A 17382-nucleotide genomic window follows, 5' to 3' on the forward strand; every position below is an offset into this window, starting at 1 on the left:
CTTTCGCTGATGTGAGCGTGACTATCACCAGGGATGCCGCGGATTGTCCAACAGCCCAAGCGGACGATGATGGCGCGGTCGGCAATCATGAGGATTGCGGCGACCGACATGAGGGCAGCGCCCGGAGCGTCCACCACGTCGTGCTGTCTCTCGGTGCGAACCAGGGCGGAAATACCGCGGCCATCACCGGGGTGTTGCGTGAAGCCGTCCGGCAGCTTGATGCGATCGAGGGCACGCAAATCACCGGTGTGTCGTCGCTGTATCGCACCAAGGCGTGGGGAATGCCGCAGAATACACCGGATTTCCTCAACGCCGTCGTGCTGGCATCCACCACACAGCGGCCGCGGGAGCTGTTGCAGGCAATCCACGATATTGAGCGAAGCGCCGGCCGCGACCACGGCCAGCATTGGGCGTCACGTCCGCTTGACATTGATATCATCGATGTTGACGGCATGGTGTACGACGACCCGACGTTGACGTTGCCGCATCCACGGGCGTGGCAGCGTGCTTTTGTGCTTGTGCCGTGGGCTCAGGTCGATTGCGACGCGCGGCTCGTCGGTCCGCACGGCGGCGAGGTCGCCGAACTTGCGCGCAATACCCCCGACGCACACAGTGTGGAGATTGTCTGTGAAGATTGGATGGTTGCACAAGCGGACAACGTAGGGAATCCCGATACGCAAGGAGATCGATGATCATGCGAAGAACCCCGTGGTGGCAGTACGTGATTGCGGTGCTGGCAGGCTGCCTGCTCAGTGTGGGTGTGACGAAAGTCGCGGAAAACATCCAGTTTGACATGCTTGGTGCGCCGATTGTGGTGTCGGTCGTCATGCTGGTCATGGGACTGGTGGTGCTGGGGTTGGCGATCCAGGTGCGTATCTACGCGCGGACTGATCCGAAGAAACGTACGCGCAGGCTTGATCCCGAGCGTGCGGTCAACACGTTGATCTTGTCGAAGGCGCTGGGGCTTGCTGCGGCGTTTTTGCTTGGCTGGTACGGGGTGCAGCTGATTATTGCGTTACCGCACAGCGATGCGCCGTATTATGCGGGGGCGATCCGCGAATGCGCTATCGCGGCAGCGGTGAGCTTGATTGACATGATTATCGGCATTATCAGTGAGTGGTTCTGTCAATTGCCGCCCGATGAGGGGCCGGAGAACCCGAAGATCAAGGAGCGCCAGCGTCAACAGCGTCAGCTCGCCCGTGGCGGTGTCGCCAAACGCAGCTAGTGTGCGTACCGCTTCTGCCGACGGTGAGTGCGGTGTCAGCGTCGGCAGAAGGTTAGTGGTTCTCCCAAACTATGTGTTTCGAAAACTGGCTACGCTGGGGCTCGGTTTTGCGTAGCTAGTTTGGGAGAACGAACCGGTTATGCCGGGGTGTTGCTGGTTTCGCTGCCGGATTGCAAGGTTTCGAGGGTCTTGTCGGGGACTCGGATCATGGCTTCCTGCGCCATCACCGCTACCAGTTCGCCGTCGCGCGAATACACCTTCGCAAGCGCCAGCCCACGCCCGTGGGCGGCGGTCGGCGTGTCCTGCACATACAAATGCCACTGGTTGATGTCGATATCCCGATACCACCACATCGAATGGTCGATGGACGCATAGGAAATCCCCGGTGTCGAAATGCTCAGCCCCGCCCGCCGCAGCACCGGCTCCATCATGATCTGGTCGCAGCCAAGCGCCAGCATCGCCCGATGCATCACCTGCGGTACGTCTGCGGTCCCATCCGCCTTCATCCACACCATCTGACGCCCGCTGTCCCGGTCCGCGGACTTGTGGTCGGCGCCCAACATGATGGTCGGTGTTACATGACGGATGTCGAATGGGGATTTGCTGGCATAGAAATCAGCGAACGGAGACTTTTCCGCGTACGGTTCCATGAGCTGTTTCGCACTGGTCAGTCCTTCCGGGCCCGGCACATCGGCCGGCATTGGATCGGCGAATTCCACACCTCGTTGGCCGGTTTCCTGGAAGCTTGCGATGGCGGTGAGAATCGGCCCCTGCGCCTGTGTGACATTGACGCGCCTAGACGAGAAGGAATGCCCGTCACGCAAGGTTTCCACATCGAAGAGCACATCTTGGTGAATATCGCCGGCGGCGATGAAATACCCGTGGATGGAATGGGGCAGACGTCCGCCGGGCACGGTTTTCGCCGCGGCGATGACGGACTGCGCGATCACCTGGCCGCCATAGACGCGCCCCGTGGGGAAATACAGGCTTTCCCCATTGATGTAGGTATGGTCCCGATGCGGGGAGGGGGTACCCAGCTGCAGCACCTTCACCAGATGCTTCAGCGGCGTCATCGATTCATTGTGCGTCATAGTCGCTCTTTTCTGCCTGCCCGCCGGCCAGTGCGGTGAGTGCGTATTCGGTCGGCGTCATGCGCCGCATGGTGTAGTCTAATCCGCCTGACGGAATATCTTCGGATTTCGCGGGGAAAACCGCTTTCGTCAACGAAATCCGCACCCTGCGCATGTGCCGAGTGTTATGACACAGTACAGCAGGTGTGTATTTCCGTTGCGATTCGACTTGTCCTCATGCGTGTAAACGCACGGTGGCGTCGGGTGAACATCTGGTGGCTGCATAGTGAATCGGGTGCCGCCTCGTGCTTGATTCCCGTCGGATTCAACGAAAGGGCAGACCAAGAAACCCAAGGACTAAACTCAGGGACCAAGCCAAGACTCAAGCCAAAAACCAAGCCAAGACTCAAGCCCAAAACTCAAGAACCTCCCGGCCGGTTGCCCGACTGGAAGGTTCCATGATTGATTGCCGTTCGCCTACCGCGTGATGCAGAGTGACGGCGGACGCATCCGCAGAATACTAACGCGTCAGCTTGCGGTGCAGTCGATGAGGCCGTGCCGCGTCCTCGCCGAGGCGCGCGACCTTGTTTTCCTCATACGCCTGGAAGTTGCCTTCGAACCAGTACCAGTGTGCAGGATTCTCGTCTGTGCCCTCCCACGCGAGGATATGGGTGGCGATGCGGTCGAGGAACCAGCGGTCGTGGGAGATGACCACAGCGCAGCCGGGGAATTCGAGCAGTGCGTTCTCCAGGCTTTCCAGCGTTTCGACATCAAGGTCGTTGGTCGGCTCGTCGAGCAGCAGCAGATTGCCGCCCTGCTTGAGTGTAAGCGCCAGATTCAAGCGGTTGCGCTCACCGCCTGAGAGCATGCTCACGAGCTTCTGCTGGTCGGAGCCCTTGAAACCGAAGCTTGCCACATAGGCGCGGGTGGGCACTTCCACACCGCCGACCTCGATGAAGTCAAGCCCGCCGGACACGGCCTCCCACAGGTTCTTGTTCGGGTCGAGGCCCGCACGGTTCTGGTCGACGTAGGAGATCTTGACGGTGTCGCCGATGGTGAGCTTGCCCGAAGTGAGCGGCTCCAGACCGACAATCGTCTTGAACAGGGTGGACTTGCCCACACCGTTCGGGCCGATTACGCCGACGATGCCGTTACGCGGCAGCGTGAAGCTCAAATCGTCGATGAGCACGCGGTCGCCGAACGCCTTGTGGATATGTTCGGCTGCCAGTACCTGCGAACCCAGACGCGGCCCCGGTGGGATCTGGATTTCGGAGAAGTCAAGCTTCTTGGAGTTGCGTGCTTCCTCTTCCATCTGGTCGTAGCGCTCGAGACGCGCCTTGTTCTTGGCCTGACGTGCCTTCGGCGAGGAGCGCACCCAGTCGAGCTCGTTCTTCAGGCGCTTGGCGAGCTTGGCGTCTTTTGCGCCCTGGATTTCCATACGCTTGGCCTTCGTCTCCAGATACGTGGAGTAGTTGCCCTTGTACGGGTACAGGTGGCCGCGGTCGACTTCGCAGATCCATTCGGCCACGTTGTCCATGAAGTAGCGGTCGTGGGTGACGGCGATGACGGCACCCTTGTACTGGTGCAGGAACTGTTCGAGCCACAGGATCGATTCGGCGTCCAGATGGTTGGTGGGCTCGTCGAGCAGCAGCAGATCGGGGGCTTCAAGCAGCAGACGACACAGGGCGACACGACGGCGCTCGCCACCGGAGCACACGCTGACCGGGGTGTCGGGGTCGGGGCACTGCAGCGCGTCCATCGCCTGCTCGAGTTGGGAGTCGAGATCCCAGCCGTTGGCGGCGTCGATTTCGGTCTGCAGCTTGCCCATTTCCTCCATGAGGGCGTCGAAATCGGCGTCGGGATTAGCCATTTCTTCGCCGATCTGGTTGAAGCGCTCAACCTTCTCGGCGATCGGACCGAACGCCATCTTGATGTTCTCGCCGACGGTCTTGTCTTCATCGAGCGGCGGATCCTGCTGGAGGATGCCGACCGTGTAGCCCGGGGTGAGGGTCGCTTCGCCGTTCGAGACGGTGTCGAGGCCGGCCATGATGCGCAGCAGTGTGGACTTGCCCATGCCGTTGGGGCCCACCACGCCGATTTTCGCGCCGGGCAGGAAGCTCAAGGTCACGTCGTCGAGGATGACCCGGTCGCCGTAGGCCTTGCGCGCCTTGATCATTTGATAAATAAACTCAGCCAAAGTTGTTCCGTTCTCCTGATGTGCGCCGGGGAGGCGCATATGGAATGTAATCGGTCACAATAACCCTTCCATTATGGCGTATACGGTCTACAGCGGGCGGGTCGATGACTGGGCACGCGGGTGGGGCGTCGGGTTTCGACGAGTTGTGCGATTGGTGGGTCGCATGGCGGGCCGATTTAGGTGGTTCGGAGAGTCCGATGGGTCGATATCTGCTTGCGGTGCGATTGGTGGGTCGCACTGTGGGCAGATAACTTGGCGGGTGAGGGGTTGGCGGGCTGGTATCTGACTGTCGTGCGATCGGTGGGTTGCATGGCGGGCTAATTGGGTTGGCTTAACGAGTCTGATGGGCTGGTATCTGTCTGTCGTGCGATTGCAGAGTCGCACGGTAGACAGATTGGGTTGGTGTGGTGGGGAATTCGGCCGGTATCTGCTTGCGGTGCGACATTGCGGTTACACAATGGGCGGATATCCTGGCGTTTGTGGGTCGGTTGGTTGGGTATCTGGCTGCGGTGTGATTGGTAGGTCGCATGGCGGGCGGGTGTCTCGGCTGTGAAGGGGTGACGGGTTGATATCTGCCTGCGGTGTGACTGGCGGGTTGCACGGCGGGTCGATTGGGTTGGTTCGACGGGGGATTGGACTGATATTTGTCTGCTGTGCGACATTGCGGTCGCTCCCCGGCCGTCATCGCTGTCCGTATCATGGACGGGAAGATGGACGTCTCCTCGCCTTCCTCGTACTATCAATCGACGGCACTTGCGATTAACGGGATTATCCTTCGACGGGACTTGCGATTCGATTAAGGTGACTATCGACCGACAGGACTTCGACCGACAGGACTCGCGATTGTCGGGACAATCAATAGACTGGGCTCGACGATTCCGGATTTGCGTCTGTCAGTTGCAAATACCTGCAAATACCTAAAACACTAGGAAACACCAGTAAACACTAGGAAATACGGCAACACCGGCATTCACGTTGCCGTTGCGGCCCACGGAGGTGAGGTACATCATGATTGCTGGATACTCGGTACTCACCCTGCTGTTGGTGGCGCTCGCCGGTGTCGGAGCCGGTTTCGTGGGGTACGCCGTGGGCGCATCATCGCTGATTTCCTACCCTGCACTACTGGCACTGGGAGTGCCGCCTGTCCTCGCCAACGCGTCGAACACGGTCGGCGTGCTGGGCACGGGATTCGGCGGTGCGCTCGGTGCGCGCAAGGAGCTGCATGGATTGCATCTCAGAGCCGCGATTTACGTGTCGATTGGTGTGATTGGCGGCATTCTGGGGGCGTTGTTGCTGCTTGAACTTGACCCGAAGGTCTTCGAATTCGTCGTCCCGCCGCTGATTGCCCTGAGCAGTGCCGCAATCGCCCTAAATCCGCGCGGGCGTGCCGAAGCCAAGCAGGCCGCCGCAGCTGCACAGGCACAGGCGGCCCAGCTGGGACTTAATGAGGCATCGCCGGACGACAATACGGGGAAGCGGCGTTCCCGCCCGCTTGTCCGCACACAAACCGAGCCGCTCTCCGAAGACCCGTGGTGGGTCTGGCTTGGCGTGTCATGCTGCGCAATCTACAGCGGCTATTTCGGGGCCGGCGCAGGCACGTTGGTCCTTGCGGTGCTTGACGCCGCCGGCATCGGCCCGTTCCATCAGGTCAACGCGCTCAAGACCCTGATCGGGTGGGGTGCGAATATGAGCGCATCCGTGGTGTTTATCGTGCGCGGTGTCGTCGATTGGCCGTTGGCCATCGTGATGTGCCTCGGTTGCTTCGCCGGAAGCTATATCGCCCCGCCGATTACCCGGAAAATCCCCGCTCGCATCATGCGCATCGCCGCGGTGATCGCCGGCATCGCCCTGACCATCGATCTGGCCATCAAGACCTACTGATTGCGGACTGCGCCCGAGACTTCCTGCTTGCGTCCACCGCTTGCGCCACCGCCCGTGTTTGCAGACCTGCGTTCACCCGACTGCATTCACCCTCTTGCGTTCAGCCCCGCCTTCACCCCGTCGCCACCGCTGTAATCGACGTAACCCGCTGCCGCCCCGCAACCTGAGCCATCGCGCTCAGCCGCGCGTCGAATTCGACACCTCGCGATAAACTGAATTGTCTGAATAACGCCGCGGGAGTGCGGCTGGGTCGCGTGAGCGGCCGACTTACGATCGAAAGAACATAGTGACTGATTCCAAATCCTCTCAGCATGCCCATAAGCACGACAACAAGCGGCATGGCGATTCCTTCAAACATCACGGCAAGGGCGGGCGCAAGGGCGGTAAGCGCTTCGACCGCCGTGACGGCAAGAACTCCTTCAAGAACCAGAACATCGAAGAAGAGCTTCACGAGAGCAAATACGTAGCGGCTGCAGAGGCCGCCGCGGCCGATTCCGCCGCACACCGCGACGAGCCGCCGCGCACTTTCGCCGAACTGGGGGTTCCGCGCGAACTGGTCGATGCGCTCGAACGCGACGGCAAAACCACGGCGTTCCCCATCCAGGCGGACACCCTGCCGGATTCCCTTGCCGGGCGAGATATTCTCGGCCGAGGCCAGACCGGTTCCGGCAAGACCCTCGCGTTTTCCATCCCGCTGATTGCCCGTCTCGCGCAGTCCAGCGACGCCGATGACGCAATCCGCGATTTCAACGCCATCAAGAACAGCGGTGACAAGGATGCACGCAAGAAAGCCATGCTGCCCCACCCGCGTGCACTCGTTCTCGCGCCGACCAGAGAACTGGTCAACCAGATTGACGAAGTCATCAGGCCGCTCGCCGAGGTGTACGGCATGCGTACCGTCACCATCTACGGCGGTGTACGCCAAGGCCGTCAGGTCGACGGGCTTCGTCGCGGCGCCCAGATTGTGGTCGCCTGCCCCGGGCGTCTTGAGGACCTGCTCAACCAGAAGCTGCTCAGCCTCGAATCCGTGCGCGTCGCGGTGCTTGACGAAGCCGATGAGATGGCCGATATGGGCTTCCTTCCTTCGGTCGAGAAGCTGCTCGCGCAGGTCGCCCCGGACGGTCAGCGCATGCTGTTCTCCGCGACCCTCGACCACGGTGTCGACAAGCTCGTCGACGAATTCCTGCACGAACCGAAGGTCCACGCTGTCGATGCAGCCGACGCCCAGGTCGACACGCTCACCCAGCATGTATTCAAGGTCACCAAGGACGACAAGCCTGAGGTGATTCGCGCGCTCGCCAGCGGCAAGGACAAGCGCATCATCTTCACCCGTACCAAGTACCAGGCCAAGGAACTCGCCGAGAAGCTCGTCAAGCACGGCATTCCTGCGGTCGATTTGCAGGGCAATCTGTCGCAAAAGCAGCGCGACCATCATCTCGCCGCGTTCGAGCGTGGATTCGTGCGTGTCCTGGTCGCCACGGATGTCGCCGCGCGAGGCATCGACGTCAGCGATGTCGCCCTGGTGATCCAGACCGAACCGCCGGCCGACCCGAAGTCCTTCCTTCACCGTTCCGGCCGTACCGCGCGTGCCGGCGAACATGGTGACGTGGTCACGCTCGTGCTGCCGAACCAGCGCCGATCCTCGCATCGTCTGTTCCGCAACGCGGGTATCGATGCGAAGCCGGTCGCGGTCACCCCTGAGTCCCCTGAACTGCTTGAGCTGGTAGGCGAGGTCGCGCCTGTTGTCGAGGGCTGGGATCTGGGTCAGGTCGATTTCGGCAACAAACACGGCAAGAGTGGCAAGAACGGCAAGAAGAAGGACGGCGGCAAACGCAAGGGCCGTCATGACCGCGATGACAAGGATCGCCGCGATCACAAGGATCGTCACGACAAGGGCGGGGTCAAGGGCAAGGGCCATGCCTCGCACGGGCATCATGCCGACGATGCCCGCGAATCCTTCGACGGGTTCGGTCAGCCGGCATCCGTCGATTTCGCCATGTCCGAGGATTACCGCAACGCCAAGCATCATGGTCATAAGGGCGCCAAGGACGCCGAGCATCGCAAGCACGGCAAGGACCGTTTCGATCGCGGTGCCGGGCGTCGCGATGATGATATGCGCGATTTCGACCGGTCGTTCCGCGACGGTGAGATGCCGCAGCGCCATTCCGGCCGTCGTATCTCGTCGTACGATGAGGGCCCGCGCAATCGCAAGCAGCGTCGCGAACGCGAGTTCGGCCAGCGTTCCGGTGGCTGGCGTCATGGCGGCAAGAAGCATCGCGACGATGTGCGGTTCGTCAGCGCGAAACAGGGCAAGAAATCCAAGGCGTCAAAGAAATCAAAGCCGGCGGGCAAGCATCATTCCGGGAAGAAACATGCCGGTGGCAAGAAGCATCGCTGAGCGGTGAGACGGGCGGGAATGCCGATGTGTATTCCCGCCCGTCTTGCGTTACGATGGAACGAGTGCTTGATGAAGGATGGTGGTCATGGACTGGCATGCATCGGTATATGGGGGACGAGGCGGCAGCGGGTACGACACGCCTCGTGATTTCGGCGCAGAACCCGGTTCCTCGTATGGCGCGCGTGATGAGGTCGTTCCTGAATCCAAGCTGAAACGGCGAGGGGGATCCGCGTATTATCGCGCGTTTGACGTCCTTTCCAGCAACCGGATACGTGATTTCACATGCACTTACACGGATGACGGTGAAACGCTTCACGCGACGGTCCACAGCACTGAGAACTTCCTGAGCGATTACGATGTGAGCACGCATATCGACGAGGATCGCTCGGATTTCACCGATTCGTCATGCACCTGCCCGGCGTTCAGCAGATTCGGCGGCATCTGCAAGCACGTGCTGGCGTTGATTATCGCGTACAACGAGGATTCCTCGTCGTTCGCCGTCAAGGGGGACGCCTCTTCCCGTGGCGGACGCCAGCATCGCACCACGTCGCCGCTACTGGAGCGCTTCATGTTCAGTGAGGAGCGCCGCCAAGCCGATGACGCGAAAAACCGGCAGCTTGAATTGCTTAAGCAGGTCAACGCCGCGGAGAAGAACGGCGGGGTTCCGACGTCTGTGCAAAGCAGCCGCCATCTGCCAATCGGCAGCGTGCATCTGGAACTTGAGTTTGCGAAATCCGCGCGGGTATCAGGGGCTTCGATCCGTCTCAAACTCAATGTTCCCTCGCTCAGACTCAGCTATGTCGTCAAGAGCATTCCCCAGTTGCTTGATTCGGTGCGCAACCGGGAGTACTTCCAGTATGGGCAGAAGCTAGCGTTCGTCCATACCCGCTACACCTTCGACGAGCAGTCCCGCAAGATGCTTGACATTCTCGATCGTGCCGTGCAGGTCAGGGAAAGCCTGAGCAATGCGATGTTCTATTCGTTCCCGCATAGTGCGTCGGGCGACGGATACGCGGTGGCCGACGACGAATTGGCGGAGCTGCTCGGCTTGTTCGTCGATACCCGGGAAGCCGTGGGCGTGGTGGGGGTCAGCACGACTTTCGCCAACGCGCGAGCCATGCGTGTCGTCGGCACCGACCCTGATTTCGGGTTGCGCATCACCCCCGAGGACGATGGCGGATACACGATTTCGCATACCGCCCGCGTGATTGCGATAATCGACGGACACCCTTCTTCGTATGTGATTGTTGGTTCCGCGATCGGTGCGAACCGCGAATGGTACTCGTCGAGCACCGACGGCCTGCCGATGATTTTCCGGTGTTCTCCGCAGTTGGCGCGGCGTGAACAGCTCGTGATGGCGTTGTGCGGGGAGGATCGCGAGACTGAGCAGTACGTCAGCCCCCGTGATTTGAACGCGTTCAGCCGCACGGTGCTCCCGCAGCTGACGGTCGGTGCGATCGACGGCGTGCCGGTGCAGCAGGAAACGGATGATGACGACAATGTCAACGATGTCGCCGGTTCCGCGGGTCCCGCCGTAAGTCCGCATACCGAGACAACACTTGAGACGCCGGCACCGGGCGATCCCAATCCGCAGGGCGAACCGCAGCATAATCGGCCAAAACCCCTGCATGGCCTGATTGCCGATATTCCGGCGAAACTGCTGGCCACCATCCAGCAGCCGTGCAATATAGAACTGTATTTCGACCGCGACCGCGACGGCATCACATGCGATGCCCAAGCCCGGTACGGCGATCGCCGATTCCATATCTTCAACGGCAACGGCGCGCATGACGGCGTGGTACGCGACACGACCACCGAACGACTCGTGGTCGAAGCGCTGCTGCATTATTTCCCGCGCCCGGACGGTCCGATTGCGCGGTTGTCCGAAGACGACGACGAGGGAATCTACCGTCTGCTGACCGAAGGGCTGCCGGTATTGCGCGGCCTGGGAACCGTGTACTCGACGCCGGCGTTCGACGGGGTGACGTCCATGCCGTCGCCGGTCATCAAAATCGGGTTGTCCATGCGCTCCGATCTGGTGGAGATCTCGCCGATTGCCGACGAAGTCGACCCTGACGAAGTGCCGCAGTTGCTCAACAGCTACCGCCAGCGCAAACGGTTCCATCGTCTGCGCGACGGCCGGTTCGTCAACTTGGCCACTATGGACACCAGCAAGCTTGACACTGTCGCCGACGATCTGGGCATCGACCGGGACGAGTTTGCCGATGGAGCCGTGGATGTGCCCGCATTTCAAGCCTTCTATCTCGACGGCCAAACCGATGATGAGGACAAGGACCAGCGGTTCCACCAGTATGTCGAGAACCTCAAGGTCATCGACCCGAACCGCTACGAGGTGCCGGAAAGCTTGAAATCTGTGCTTCGCCCCTATCAGGCGGAGGGTTTCAGATGGCTCAACGCGGTGTGCGACAAGGGCTTCGGTGGTATTCTCGCCGACGAGATGGGTCTGGGCAAAACCGTGCAGATGCTCGCCATGCTGCTCAGCCGGCTGGACGAATCGCGTAAGAACGGGCCGAACCTGATTGTCTGCCCGGCCTCCCTGGTCTATAACTGGGTCGCTGAGGCGGAGAAATTCACGCCGGAACTGCACGTCGCCGCGCTCGCGGGAAGCAAGGACGAGCGTCGGGCGATTCTCGCCAGTGCACGCGATTATGATTTGCTCGTCACGTCGTATGATCTGTTGCGCCGCGATATCGATGATTATCGTGATATCAACTTCACGTGCATGGCGTTGGATGAGGCGCAATATGTGAAGAACCACGCGACGAAATCCTCGCAGGCGGTGCGTTCGATTCAAGCCAAGCATCGGTTCGCGCTCACCGGCACGCCGATCGAGAACCGGCTGTCCGAATTGTGGAGCATCTTCGATTTCCTCATGCCCGGGATGCTTGGCAGCTATAAGCATTTCCGCGGTCGGTTCGAAATGCCGATTCTCAGCGGTGACGCCATCGCTCAGCGCAGATTGCAGGTGTTTGTCGGCCCGTTCATTCTGCGTCGTCTCAAGAAGGATGTGCTCGGCGACCTGCCCGACAAAATCGAGAACGTCATCACCGTCCAGCTGGAGGGCGAGCAACGCAAACTGTATGCGGCGCTCGAGCAGCGGTTGCGCGCTTCCATCAACAGGGATACGAACTTCGATTCCGGCGCCGAGAAGATCAAGGTGCTCGCCCAGTTGACCCGGTTGCGGCAGATTTGCTGCGATCCGCGGTTGGTGTACGAGAACGCCGGGAAGAAATCCGCCAAGCTTGATGCCATCGAGGAACTGGTGGAATCCTGCCGCGATGCGGGCCGCAAGATGCTGATTTTCTCGCAGTTCACCAGTTATCTGCATCTGATCGGCAAGCGGTTGCACAAGAACGGCATCGACTATGACGTGATTACCGGCGGAACCCCGAAGAAAAAGCGGCTTGAGCTGGTCAACCAGTTCAACAAGGACGACACCCCGGTGTTCCTCATTTCGCTCAAGGCCGGCAATACAGGCCTTAACCTGACCGGTGCCTGCGTGGTTGTGCATGCCGACCCGTGGTGGAATGCCGCAGCGCAGAACCAGGCGACCGACCGTGCGCATCGCATCGGGCAGACACAGGATGTGAACGTGTACCAGATTGTGGCGAAGGACACCATCGAGGAGCGCATCATCAACCTGCAGCGTACGAAGTCTGATCTTGCAGCGAAGTTCGTGGATGACGCTTCGACGACCGGTGGCAGCGCCATCAGTCGGCTCACCAAGGACGACCTGCTCGCGCTGCTCGGGTGAGTCGCCGCGCTGGTTGTGTGCGCGGCTTGTTGCGGGCCGGTACCGCCTGTTGCGAGCGTATTTGCGGGTTGCTGTGGGGTGAGAGTTCCGGTGTCTGGGAGATAGCATCGTATCTGCGGGTTCCTGTGTCGAGGGTTGTGCGGGGACTGGTGGGTGCACCGGCTTCTCACACAGGGTGTTGGGGTTGAGCGGCCATCAGCGGGTTCCTGGGTGGCTTATGTTCCGGTGTGCGGCGGATATGCGTGCATCTGCGGTTTGCTTGGCGCGATTGGCCGGTGCTTGACCAGTGGTGAAAGCGTGTTGTCGCTCCCCGTTTTCAACGTGCATGTGCAGCACCTCGGCTAGGGTTGTGAGTTGAAAGGAATAATAGCCAGCCCCCAGAAAGGTCCTTCACATGCACTTTGAAAACGAGAATTTTTCCGCTAATTCTTAAACCCGTTGTAGTTGTCGCCATTTGATAAATAGCCAGTAAAAGAAATAGCTCAAAATCGAGGTTTGCAAATATGTTTCACCAAGTTGAAATCATGCTTTATGTACATGATCCAGAAAAATGTGCCAAGTTCTGGAGTGAACAAGTTGGCTTCATCGTGAAAGAAGAAGGCGAAGGCCCCGACCAAAGCAAGACCTACTTGCTGGTAGCTTGCGAAAACGCGGAATACAGCCTGCGCCTGTTTGATCGTGAGGTGATCGCCGAGTACTCACCAGAACTTGACCTGGCTACCCCGTCACTGCTTTTCAGCTGCGAAGACGTGAAGGAAACCCGCCAAAAGTTGCTTGACAAGGGCGTCACTGTTGGCGAAGTCGTTGATATGGGCAGTGCCGAAACTTGCAACTTTGCGGACCCAGAAGGCCACTTCTTTGCCTTTAAGAGTGTCAAGGCGTAAAAGACAGGTATGAGCTACCAAGATACAACCGCTGAAACGATCGACCGCTGGTGTGCTTGAAAAACTGAGCGCCAGGCGGTCGATTTTTCCGCGATATCTTTTCTTATCGAAAAGGCAACCTTCTGGGAAATATCTGAAGTAATCCGTCTTTGTGCATGGTTGAAAATCATGGACAGGTGATAAAGGCCAGGCGCAACGGGATAATGTTGTTGATGTAAATAAAATCAATTCACCGGTATTCTAGATCTTGGCACGAATCCCGGTGATCAGCTTGTCGGTTGCCTTGGATGAAATTTTGGTCCAATAATGGAGAAGACGGTCGAAGTAATCGCGAATATGATTACAGCGAGCAGGGATCAGTAATTAGGCTTTAAGTAGCGAAAGAGTCTGGCAAAAGTCCCGGAAGAGTCCTTTGCCTCCCCAGTTCCTTTGGATCTGTCATGGTTGTCCATCGGCTAATTCCCCCTCACTTGAAAGCTGTGAGTAGGCAATTTTCCGGTAGACCTGCAGATACTGTCGATAACGCGGCCATCTACAGCGTGGCTGTCTTCAACCCAACCGCGCATCCCAGCAAGTCAAATACGTATAACGTAAAATTACTGGTTTACGATATACTGGTCCGCGCGCTGCGGCCGGAACGTAAGGAACGTCACTTGCCGCCGTGCGGGCGTGGAACGGTGTGGATCTTGCCGGTAAAACTAGTGGACACGATTTTCCAGACTGTGACGCTTGCCATCTGCTGCGCGGTGAAGGGCACGTGATCCATGCCAGCCTGCTTGCTCATCAGGGCTTGCATGGCGGCGATTTTTTCGTCAAGATCCGTGACCACCGATGCCGTGCCCGTGCCGACAATCGAGCGGAAGGACGCCGACCAGTTGCAAGGTGTGCGGCCTTCGTGCACCTGATGATCGCAGTCAAGCTCAAAGGCGACCGGAAGCGCGTTGCCCGCAGTGCGAATCGCGTCGATTTTGCGTCCCTCATGCGCCGAATGCAGGAAAATCCGAAGCTCGCCGAAATCCGGCGGCAGTGGTGTCCCATTCGCCGACAGGCTGACCGGAAGGTCGTTTTCGGGTTGGGGGAATCGCTCCAGAGTGAATTGATATCCGAAATTCATCGGCACGATGGTCAGGCCCTCGGCGTCTTGGTAGGCGATGCGCACGACTTCGCACGAGTCGAGGATATCCTTGATTTGCTGTGGAGAACGGACTTCGCGGTCGGCGCGACGCATTGGACGGTGCGCTCCGGGTGTGGTGGAGGCGTGCATATGCGGCGCGCGGCGTAGAGAACCGGAAGGCGGCAGTGAAACCCTTGCGACTGAAGCCGATGTGGGTGCCGGCGCTTGAGTTGGCGTTTGTGCCGGCGTTGACGGCGAGGCTGGCGTGTGCTGCGGAAGTTCGGAAGCGATATCGGTCATGATGTCCTCGGTGGTGTGATGCGAATGTAGTGTGGTGGTATGTCAGAGAAACAACTTTCTATATCATACTATAGAAAGTTGCGGATTTTTACGACTTTCTATAGTATACTATAGAAAGTTGCAGTCGCAGATGTGTGCCCTGCCGAAGCTCTGTCAATGGACGGTATCAAGCATCTATGCCGTGGTCTGGAAGGATGGTGAGATTGTTGATGTTCCAGTCATCATTGAAGCCTCGTCCGAGATATCAGCGGATGCTGGCCGAGGCGCGCGACAACGGTTTGATCAAAGTCGTGACGGGCATGCGCCGGAGCGGCAAGTCATCGCTTATGGCGCTCGGCCGCGATGATTTGCTCGCCCATGGTGTGCCCGAAGAGCGCATCGTATTTCTGAATCTCGAATCATTCGAATTCGTCGATTATGATTTCCACCAGTTGTATCACGAGGTCGAGCATGCTGTCCGCGGTAAAGGGCACTGCTATGTATTCCTTGATGAAGTGCAGCTGATTGGGCAATGGCAAAAAGCGGTGAACGCCATGAGGGTCGATTTGGACATCGATCTCGTCATTACAGGGTCGAATGCACATATGCTGTCCAGCGAACTGTCGACGTTATTGTCAGGCAGATTCATGGAAATCAGGATATTCCCCCTGTCGTACCGTGAATTCCTTGAATACGCGGAACTCGGATCTTCAGACGCCAGCTTTGAACGATTCTGTAGATTTGGCGCGCTGCCGCCCGTGGTTGACCAGGGTGATAATCCCGCCTTGGCCCGTACGGTGCTTGCCGGTATCTACAACACGGTTGTCGTGCGCGATGTGGCGTCTCATATGGAGATTCGCAATTCCGCGGTGTTCGATGATGTGGCACGGTATGTCTTTGATACTGCTGGATCGCCGGTGTCGGTTGCGAAAATTGAGAAGCGCCTCGCCTCGGCGCACAGGAAAACGACGGCGGTCACCATTGAACGGTATATCAAAGGCATGGAGGAAGCCTATCTGTTGAACCGGATTCCACGGGTTGATGCGCATGGGGGAAGGATTTTGCAAGGCTTGTCGAAATGCTACCCGTCCGATACGGGCATCGGTGGCGTGCTGCTTGGGGGCAAGCCGTACGATTTTGGCTTTGTGCTTGAGAACGTGGTGTGCAACGAGCTGTTGGCTGCAGGGTATCATGTGCGTGTCGGGCGGACCGACCGATTGGAAATCGACTTTGTCGCATGGCGTGATGATGCGTCGGGGAATTCTGACGCCACCAGCGATGGCTCTTCGCGGGGACAGGATGATTCACACCCCGGTTCCGGATACGGCGTGCTTGGAGCTCGTCCGATCATGATTCAGGTGACGGCCAGCATGCTTGATGCTCCGACACGGAAACGGGAGCTTGAACCTTTGCATGCCGTGCAGGACGTGTCTGCGCGGCGGATGGTGATTACGCTGGATCATGTGGGGCTGGAAACAGTTGACGGGATTGAGATAGTGAATGCGCTGGATTGGCTCAATTCGCTGCCATCCGGAATGTGATGCGGTATGTGCGCGATGATGCTGCGTGTGGCGGCGGCGGAAAGCGCTGCTTCCGCGCGTATGTCCGGGTGGCTGAGGTAGGGTGGCTGGGCAACCTAGGGGAGCTGCGGCGGGTCCGCGGCTGAGAGTGCGCGCAAGGCGCTGACCCTGTGAACCTGTCCGGGCAATACCGGCGAAGGAAAGGAACTGCCATGACGGCATCATCATTTGCTCAATCAAACCATGGTTCTCAAGCGGTAACCGCACCAGACGCTTCTCGAACCGGCGAGTCCGGCAAATTCGCGCAATCTGTGGGGCAGGCCGCATCTCGTAAACCGGCGACCAAGCACGTCCCGCTCGCGCCGGCAAGCAAAAGCGGCGATTACGCGTTTCTTGGAGCGACGCCCGGCAGTGTGGCCGACGCGTTCTACATGGCTGCCGCGGAGGATTGGCAGGCGGCGATCAATTCGCGGTTCGTCAACGAACTACTGGACGACACCCTGCCTGACAGTGTGCTAATCAGCTATCTGGTCCAGGATTTCACGTTCTTCATGCAGCCGACGCTGGAACGTCTGACCGCGCAGGCGCCGACGCAGGAGATTCGTGACATGCTCAACCGGCAGGCCGAGTTCTTCGCCGACCGGGAGAAGCCGTATTTCCTGCGGTTCCTTTATGGGGTGGATGAGCAGCTGCAGGCGAGTGTGCCGCAAACCCCGGCGAACCGCGAATATTGCGCGTATCTCGACCAGATTGCCGCGACCGGCAGTTTCGCTCAACTCTTGTGCCTGATGTGCGCGATGGAATGGCTGTACCTGGCCTGGGCCAAGCGCACGGTGGATGCGGGTGTCGTCCAGCAGGTGCCGGCGCACCGCGGCTGGGTGGAGCTGCACGAAGGCGATTTATTCCGCCGCTGGGTGGGCAATCTCATCGAGCTGGTGAACCGGTATGCGAGCGTCGACGGCCCGGAAGCCGCCGTATTCCCCGAAGTCGCACGGCTCGAGCGCGCGTTCTTCGAGGATTCGTATGCGTATGCGGTGGG

12 protein-coding genes and 1 riboswitch are annotated in these 17382 nt (G+C 59.3%); of the genes, 8 read left to right on the forward strand and 4 right to left on the reverse strand.

Annotation, left to right across the window (positions count from 1 at the left end; genetic code table 11):
- Both folK and ACI38B_RS00645 read left to right on the forward strand, forming a co-directional pair.
- Window positions 1–692, forward strand: a 692-nt coding sequence (folK, locus tag ACI38B_RS00640) for a 2-amino-4-hydroxy-6-hydroxymethyldihydropteridine diphosphokinase (RefSeq protein ID WP_439729106.1), incomplete at its 5' end; no start/stop codon positions are given.
- Window positions 689–1225, forward strand: coding sequence for a DUF3180 domain-containing protein (locus tag ACI38B_RS00645; protein ID WP_439729107.1), 537 nt, complete (start codon window positions 689–691; stop codon window positions 1223–1225). The genes folK and ACI38B_RS00645, both read left to right, overlap by 4 nt.
- 137 nt (window positions 1226–1362) lie before the next feature.
- On the opposite strand, the gene ACI38B_RS00650 is transcribed toward ACI38B_RS00645, so the two are convergent.
- The 3 genes from ACI38B_RS00650 to ettA form a co-directional block, all read right to left on the reverse strand.
- Window positions 1363–2316: an acyl-CoA thioesterase gene (locus tag ACI38B_RS00650; protein WP_439729108.1), complete on the reverse strand. Its 954-nt coding sequence runs from the start codon at window positions 2314–2316 to the stop codon at window positions 1363–1365.
- Window positions 2303–2449 carry a hypothetical protein gene (locus ACI38B_RS00655; RefSeq protein ID WP_439729109.1) on the reverse strand — a complete coding sequence of 49 codons (147 nt, stop codon included), beginning with the start codon at window positions 2447–2449 and terminating at the stop codon, window positions 2303–2305. The genes ACI38B_RS00650 and ACI38B_RS00655 overlap by 14 nt, the downstream gene beginning before the upstream one ends.
- Before the next feature lie 366 nt (window positions 2450–2815).
- Window positions 2816–4492, reverse strand: coding sequence for an energy-dependent translational throttle protein EttA (ettA, locus tag ACI38B_RS00660; RefSeq protein WP_439729110.1), 1677 nt, complete (start codon window positions 4490–4492; stop codon window positions 2816–2818).
- A 1008-nt stretch (window positions 4493–5500) separates the two neighbouring features.
- On the opposite strand from ettA, the gene ACI38B_RS00665 reads away from it, so the two are divergent.
- The 4 genes from ACI38B_RS00665 (at window position 5501) to ACI38B_RS00680 (ending at window position 13430) form a co-directional block, all read left to right on the forward strand.
- Window positions 5501–6373 (forward strand): sulfite exporter TauE/SafE family protein, encoded by an 873-nt coding sequence (locus ACI38B_RS00665; protein WP_439729111.1) that lies wholly within the window; start codon window positions 5501–5503, stop codon window positions 6371–6373.
- Window positions 6374–6806: 433 nt separating this feature from the next.
- Entirely contained in the window at window positions 6807–8771 is a 1965-nt protein-coding gene (locus ACI38B_RS00670; RefSeq protein WP_439729117.1) for a DEAD/DEAH box helicase, read from the forward strand.
- A gap of 85 nt (window positions 8772–8856) precedes the next feature.
- On the forward strand, window positions 8857–12546 hold the full coding sequence (locus tag ACI38B_RS00675; RefSeq protein ID WP_439729112.1) for a DEAD/DEAH box helicase: 3690 nt from the start codon (window positions 8857–8859) through the stop codon (window positions 12544–12546).
- 524 nt (window positions 12547–13070) lie between these two features.
- A complete protein-coding gene (locus tag ACI38B_RS00680; RefSeq protein WP_439729113.1) occupies window positions 13071–13430 on the forward strand; it encodes a VOC family protein in 360 nt (119 codons plus the stop codon).
- A gap of 649 nt (window positions 13431–14079) precedes the next feature.
- Here the strand turns inward: ACI38B_RS00680 and ACI38B_RS00685 are convergent.
- The gene (locus ACI38B_RS00685) at window positions 14080–14658 is read right to left on the reverse strand and encodes a pyridoxamine 5'-phosphate oxidase family protein (protein ID WP_439729114.1); all 579 of its coding nucleotides are present in this window, start codon (window positions 14656–14658) and stop codon (window positions 14080–14082) included.
- A gap of 380 nt (window positions 14659–15038) precedes the next feature.
- Here ACI38B_RS00685 and ACI38B_RS00690 point away from each other — a divergent pair, with 380 nt between their 5' ends.
- Both ACI38B_RS00690 and ACI38B_RS00695 read left to right on the forward strand, forming a co-directional pair.
- Window positions 15039–16364 carry an ATP-binding protein gene (locus ACI38B_RS00690; RefSeq protein ID WP_439729115.1) on the forward strand — a complete coding sequence of 442 codons (1326 nt, stop codon included), beginning with the start codon at window positions 15039–15041 and terminating at the stop codon, window positions 16362–16364.
- An 87-nt stretch (window positions 16365–16451) separates the two neighbouring features.
- Window positions 16452–16562: riboswitch (TPP riboswitch) on the forward strand.
- Window positions 16556–17382 (forward strand): TenA family protein (locus ACI38B_RS00695; protein WP_439729116.1); only part of this gene is annotated, 827 nt, incomplete at its 3' end. (Overlaps the previous riboswitch by 7 nt.)

The organism is Bifidobacterium sp. (assembly GCF_051876855.1).
In the GTDB taxonomy this organism is placed as follows: Bacteria; Actinomycetota; Actinomycetes; order Actinomycetales; family Bifidobacteriaceae; genus Bifidobacterium.

Excerpts from the sequence above, each read along its gene's own strand:
- ACI38B_RS00645 (WP_439729107.1), top strand. The coding sequence starts at position 689 with ATGATCATGCGAAGAACCCCGTGGTGGCAGTACGTGATTGCGGTGCTG.
- ACI38B_RS00650 (WP_439729108.1), bottom strand. The coding sequence starts at position 2,316 with ATGACGCACAATGAATCGATGACGCCGCTGAAGCATCTGGTGAAGGTG.
- ACI38B_RS00665 (WP_439729111.1), top strand. The coding sequence starts at position 5,501 with ATGATTGCTGGATACTCGGTACTCACCCTGCTGTTGGTGGCGCTCGCC.
- ACI38B_RS00675 (WP_439729112.1), top strand. The coding sequence starts at position 8,857 with ATGGACTGGCATGCATCGGTATATGGGGGACGAGGCGGCAGCGGGTAC.
- ACI38B_RS00680 (WP_439729113.1), top strand. The coding sequence starts at position 13,071 with ATGCTTTATGTACATGATCCAGAAAAATGTGCCAAGTTCTGGAGTGAA.
- ACI38B_RS00685 (WP_439729114.1), bottom strand. The coding sequence starts at position 14,658 with ATGCGTCGCGCCGACCGCGAAGTCCGTTCTCCACAGCAAATCAAGGAT.
- ACI38B_RS00690 (WP_439729115.1), top strand. The coding sequence starts at position 15,039 with ATGGTGAGATTGTTGATGTTCCAGTCATCATTGAAGCCTCGTCCGAGA.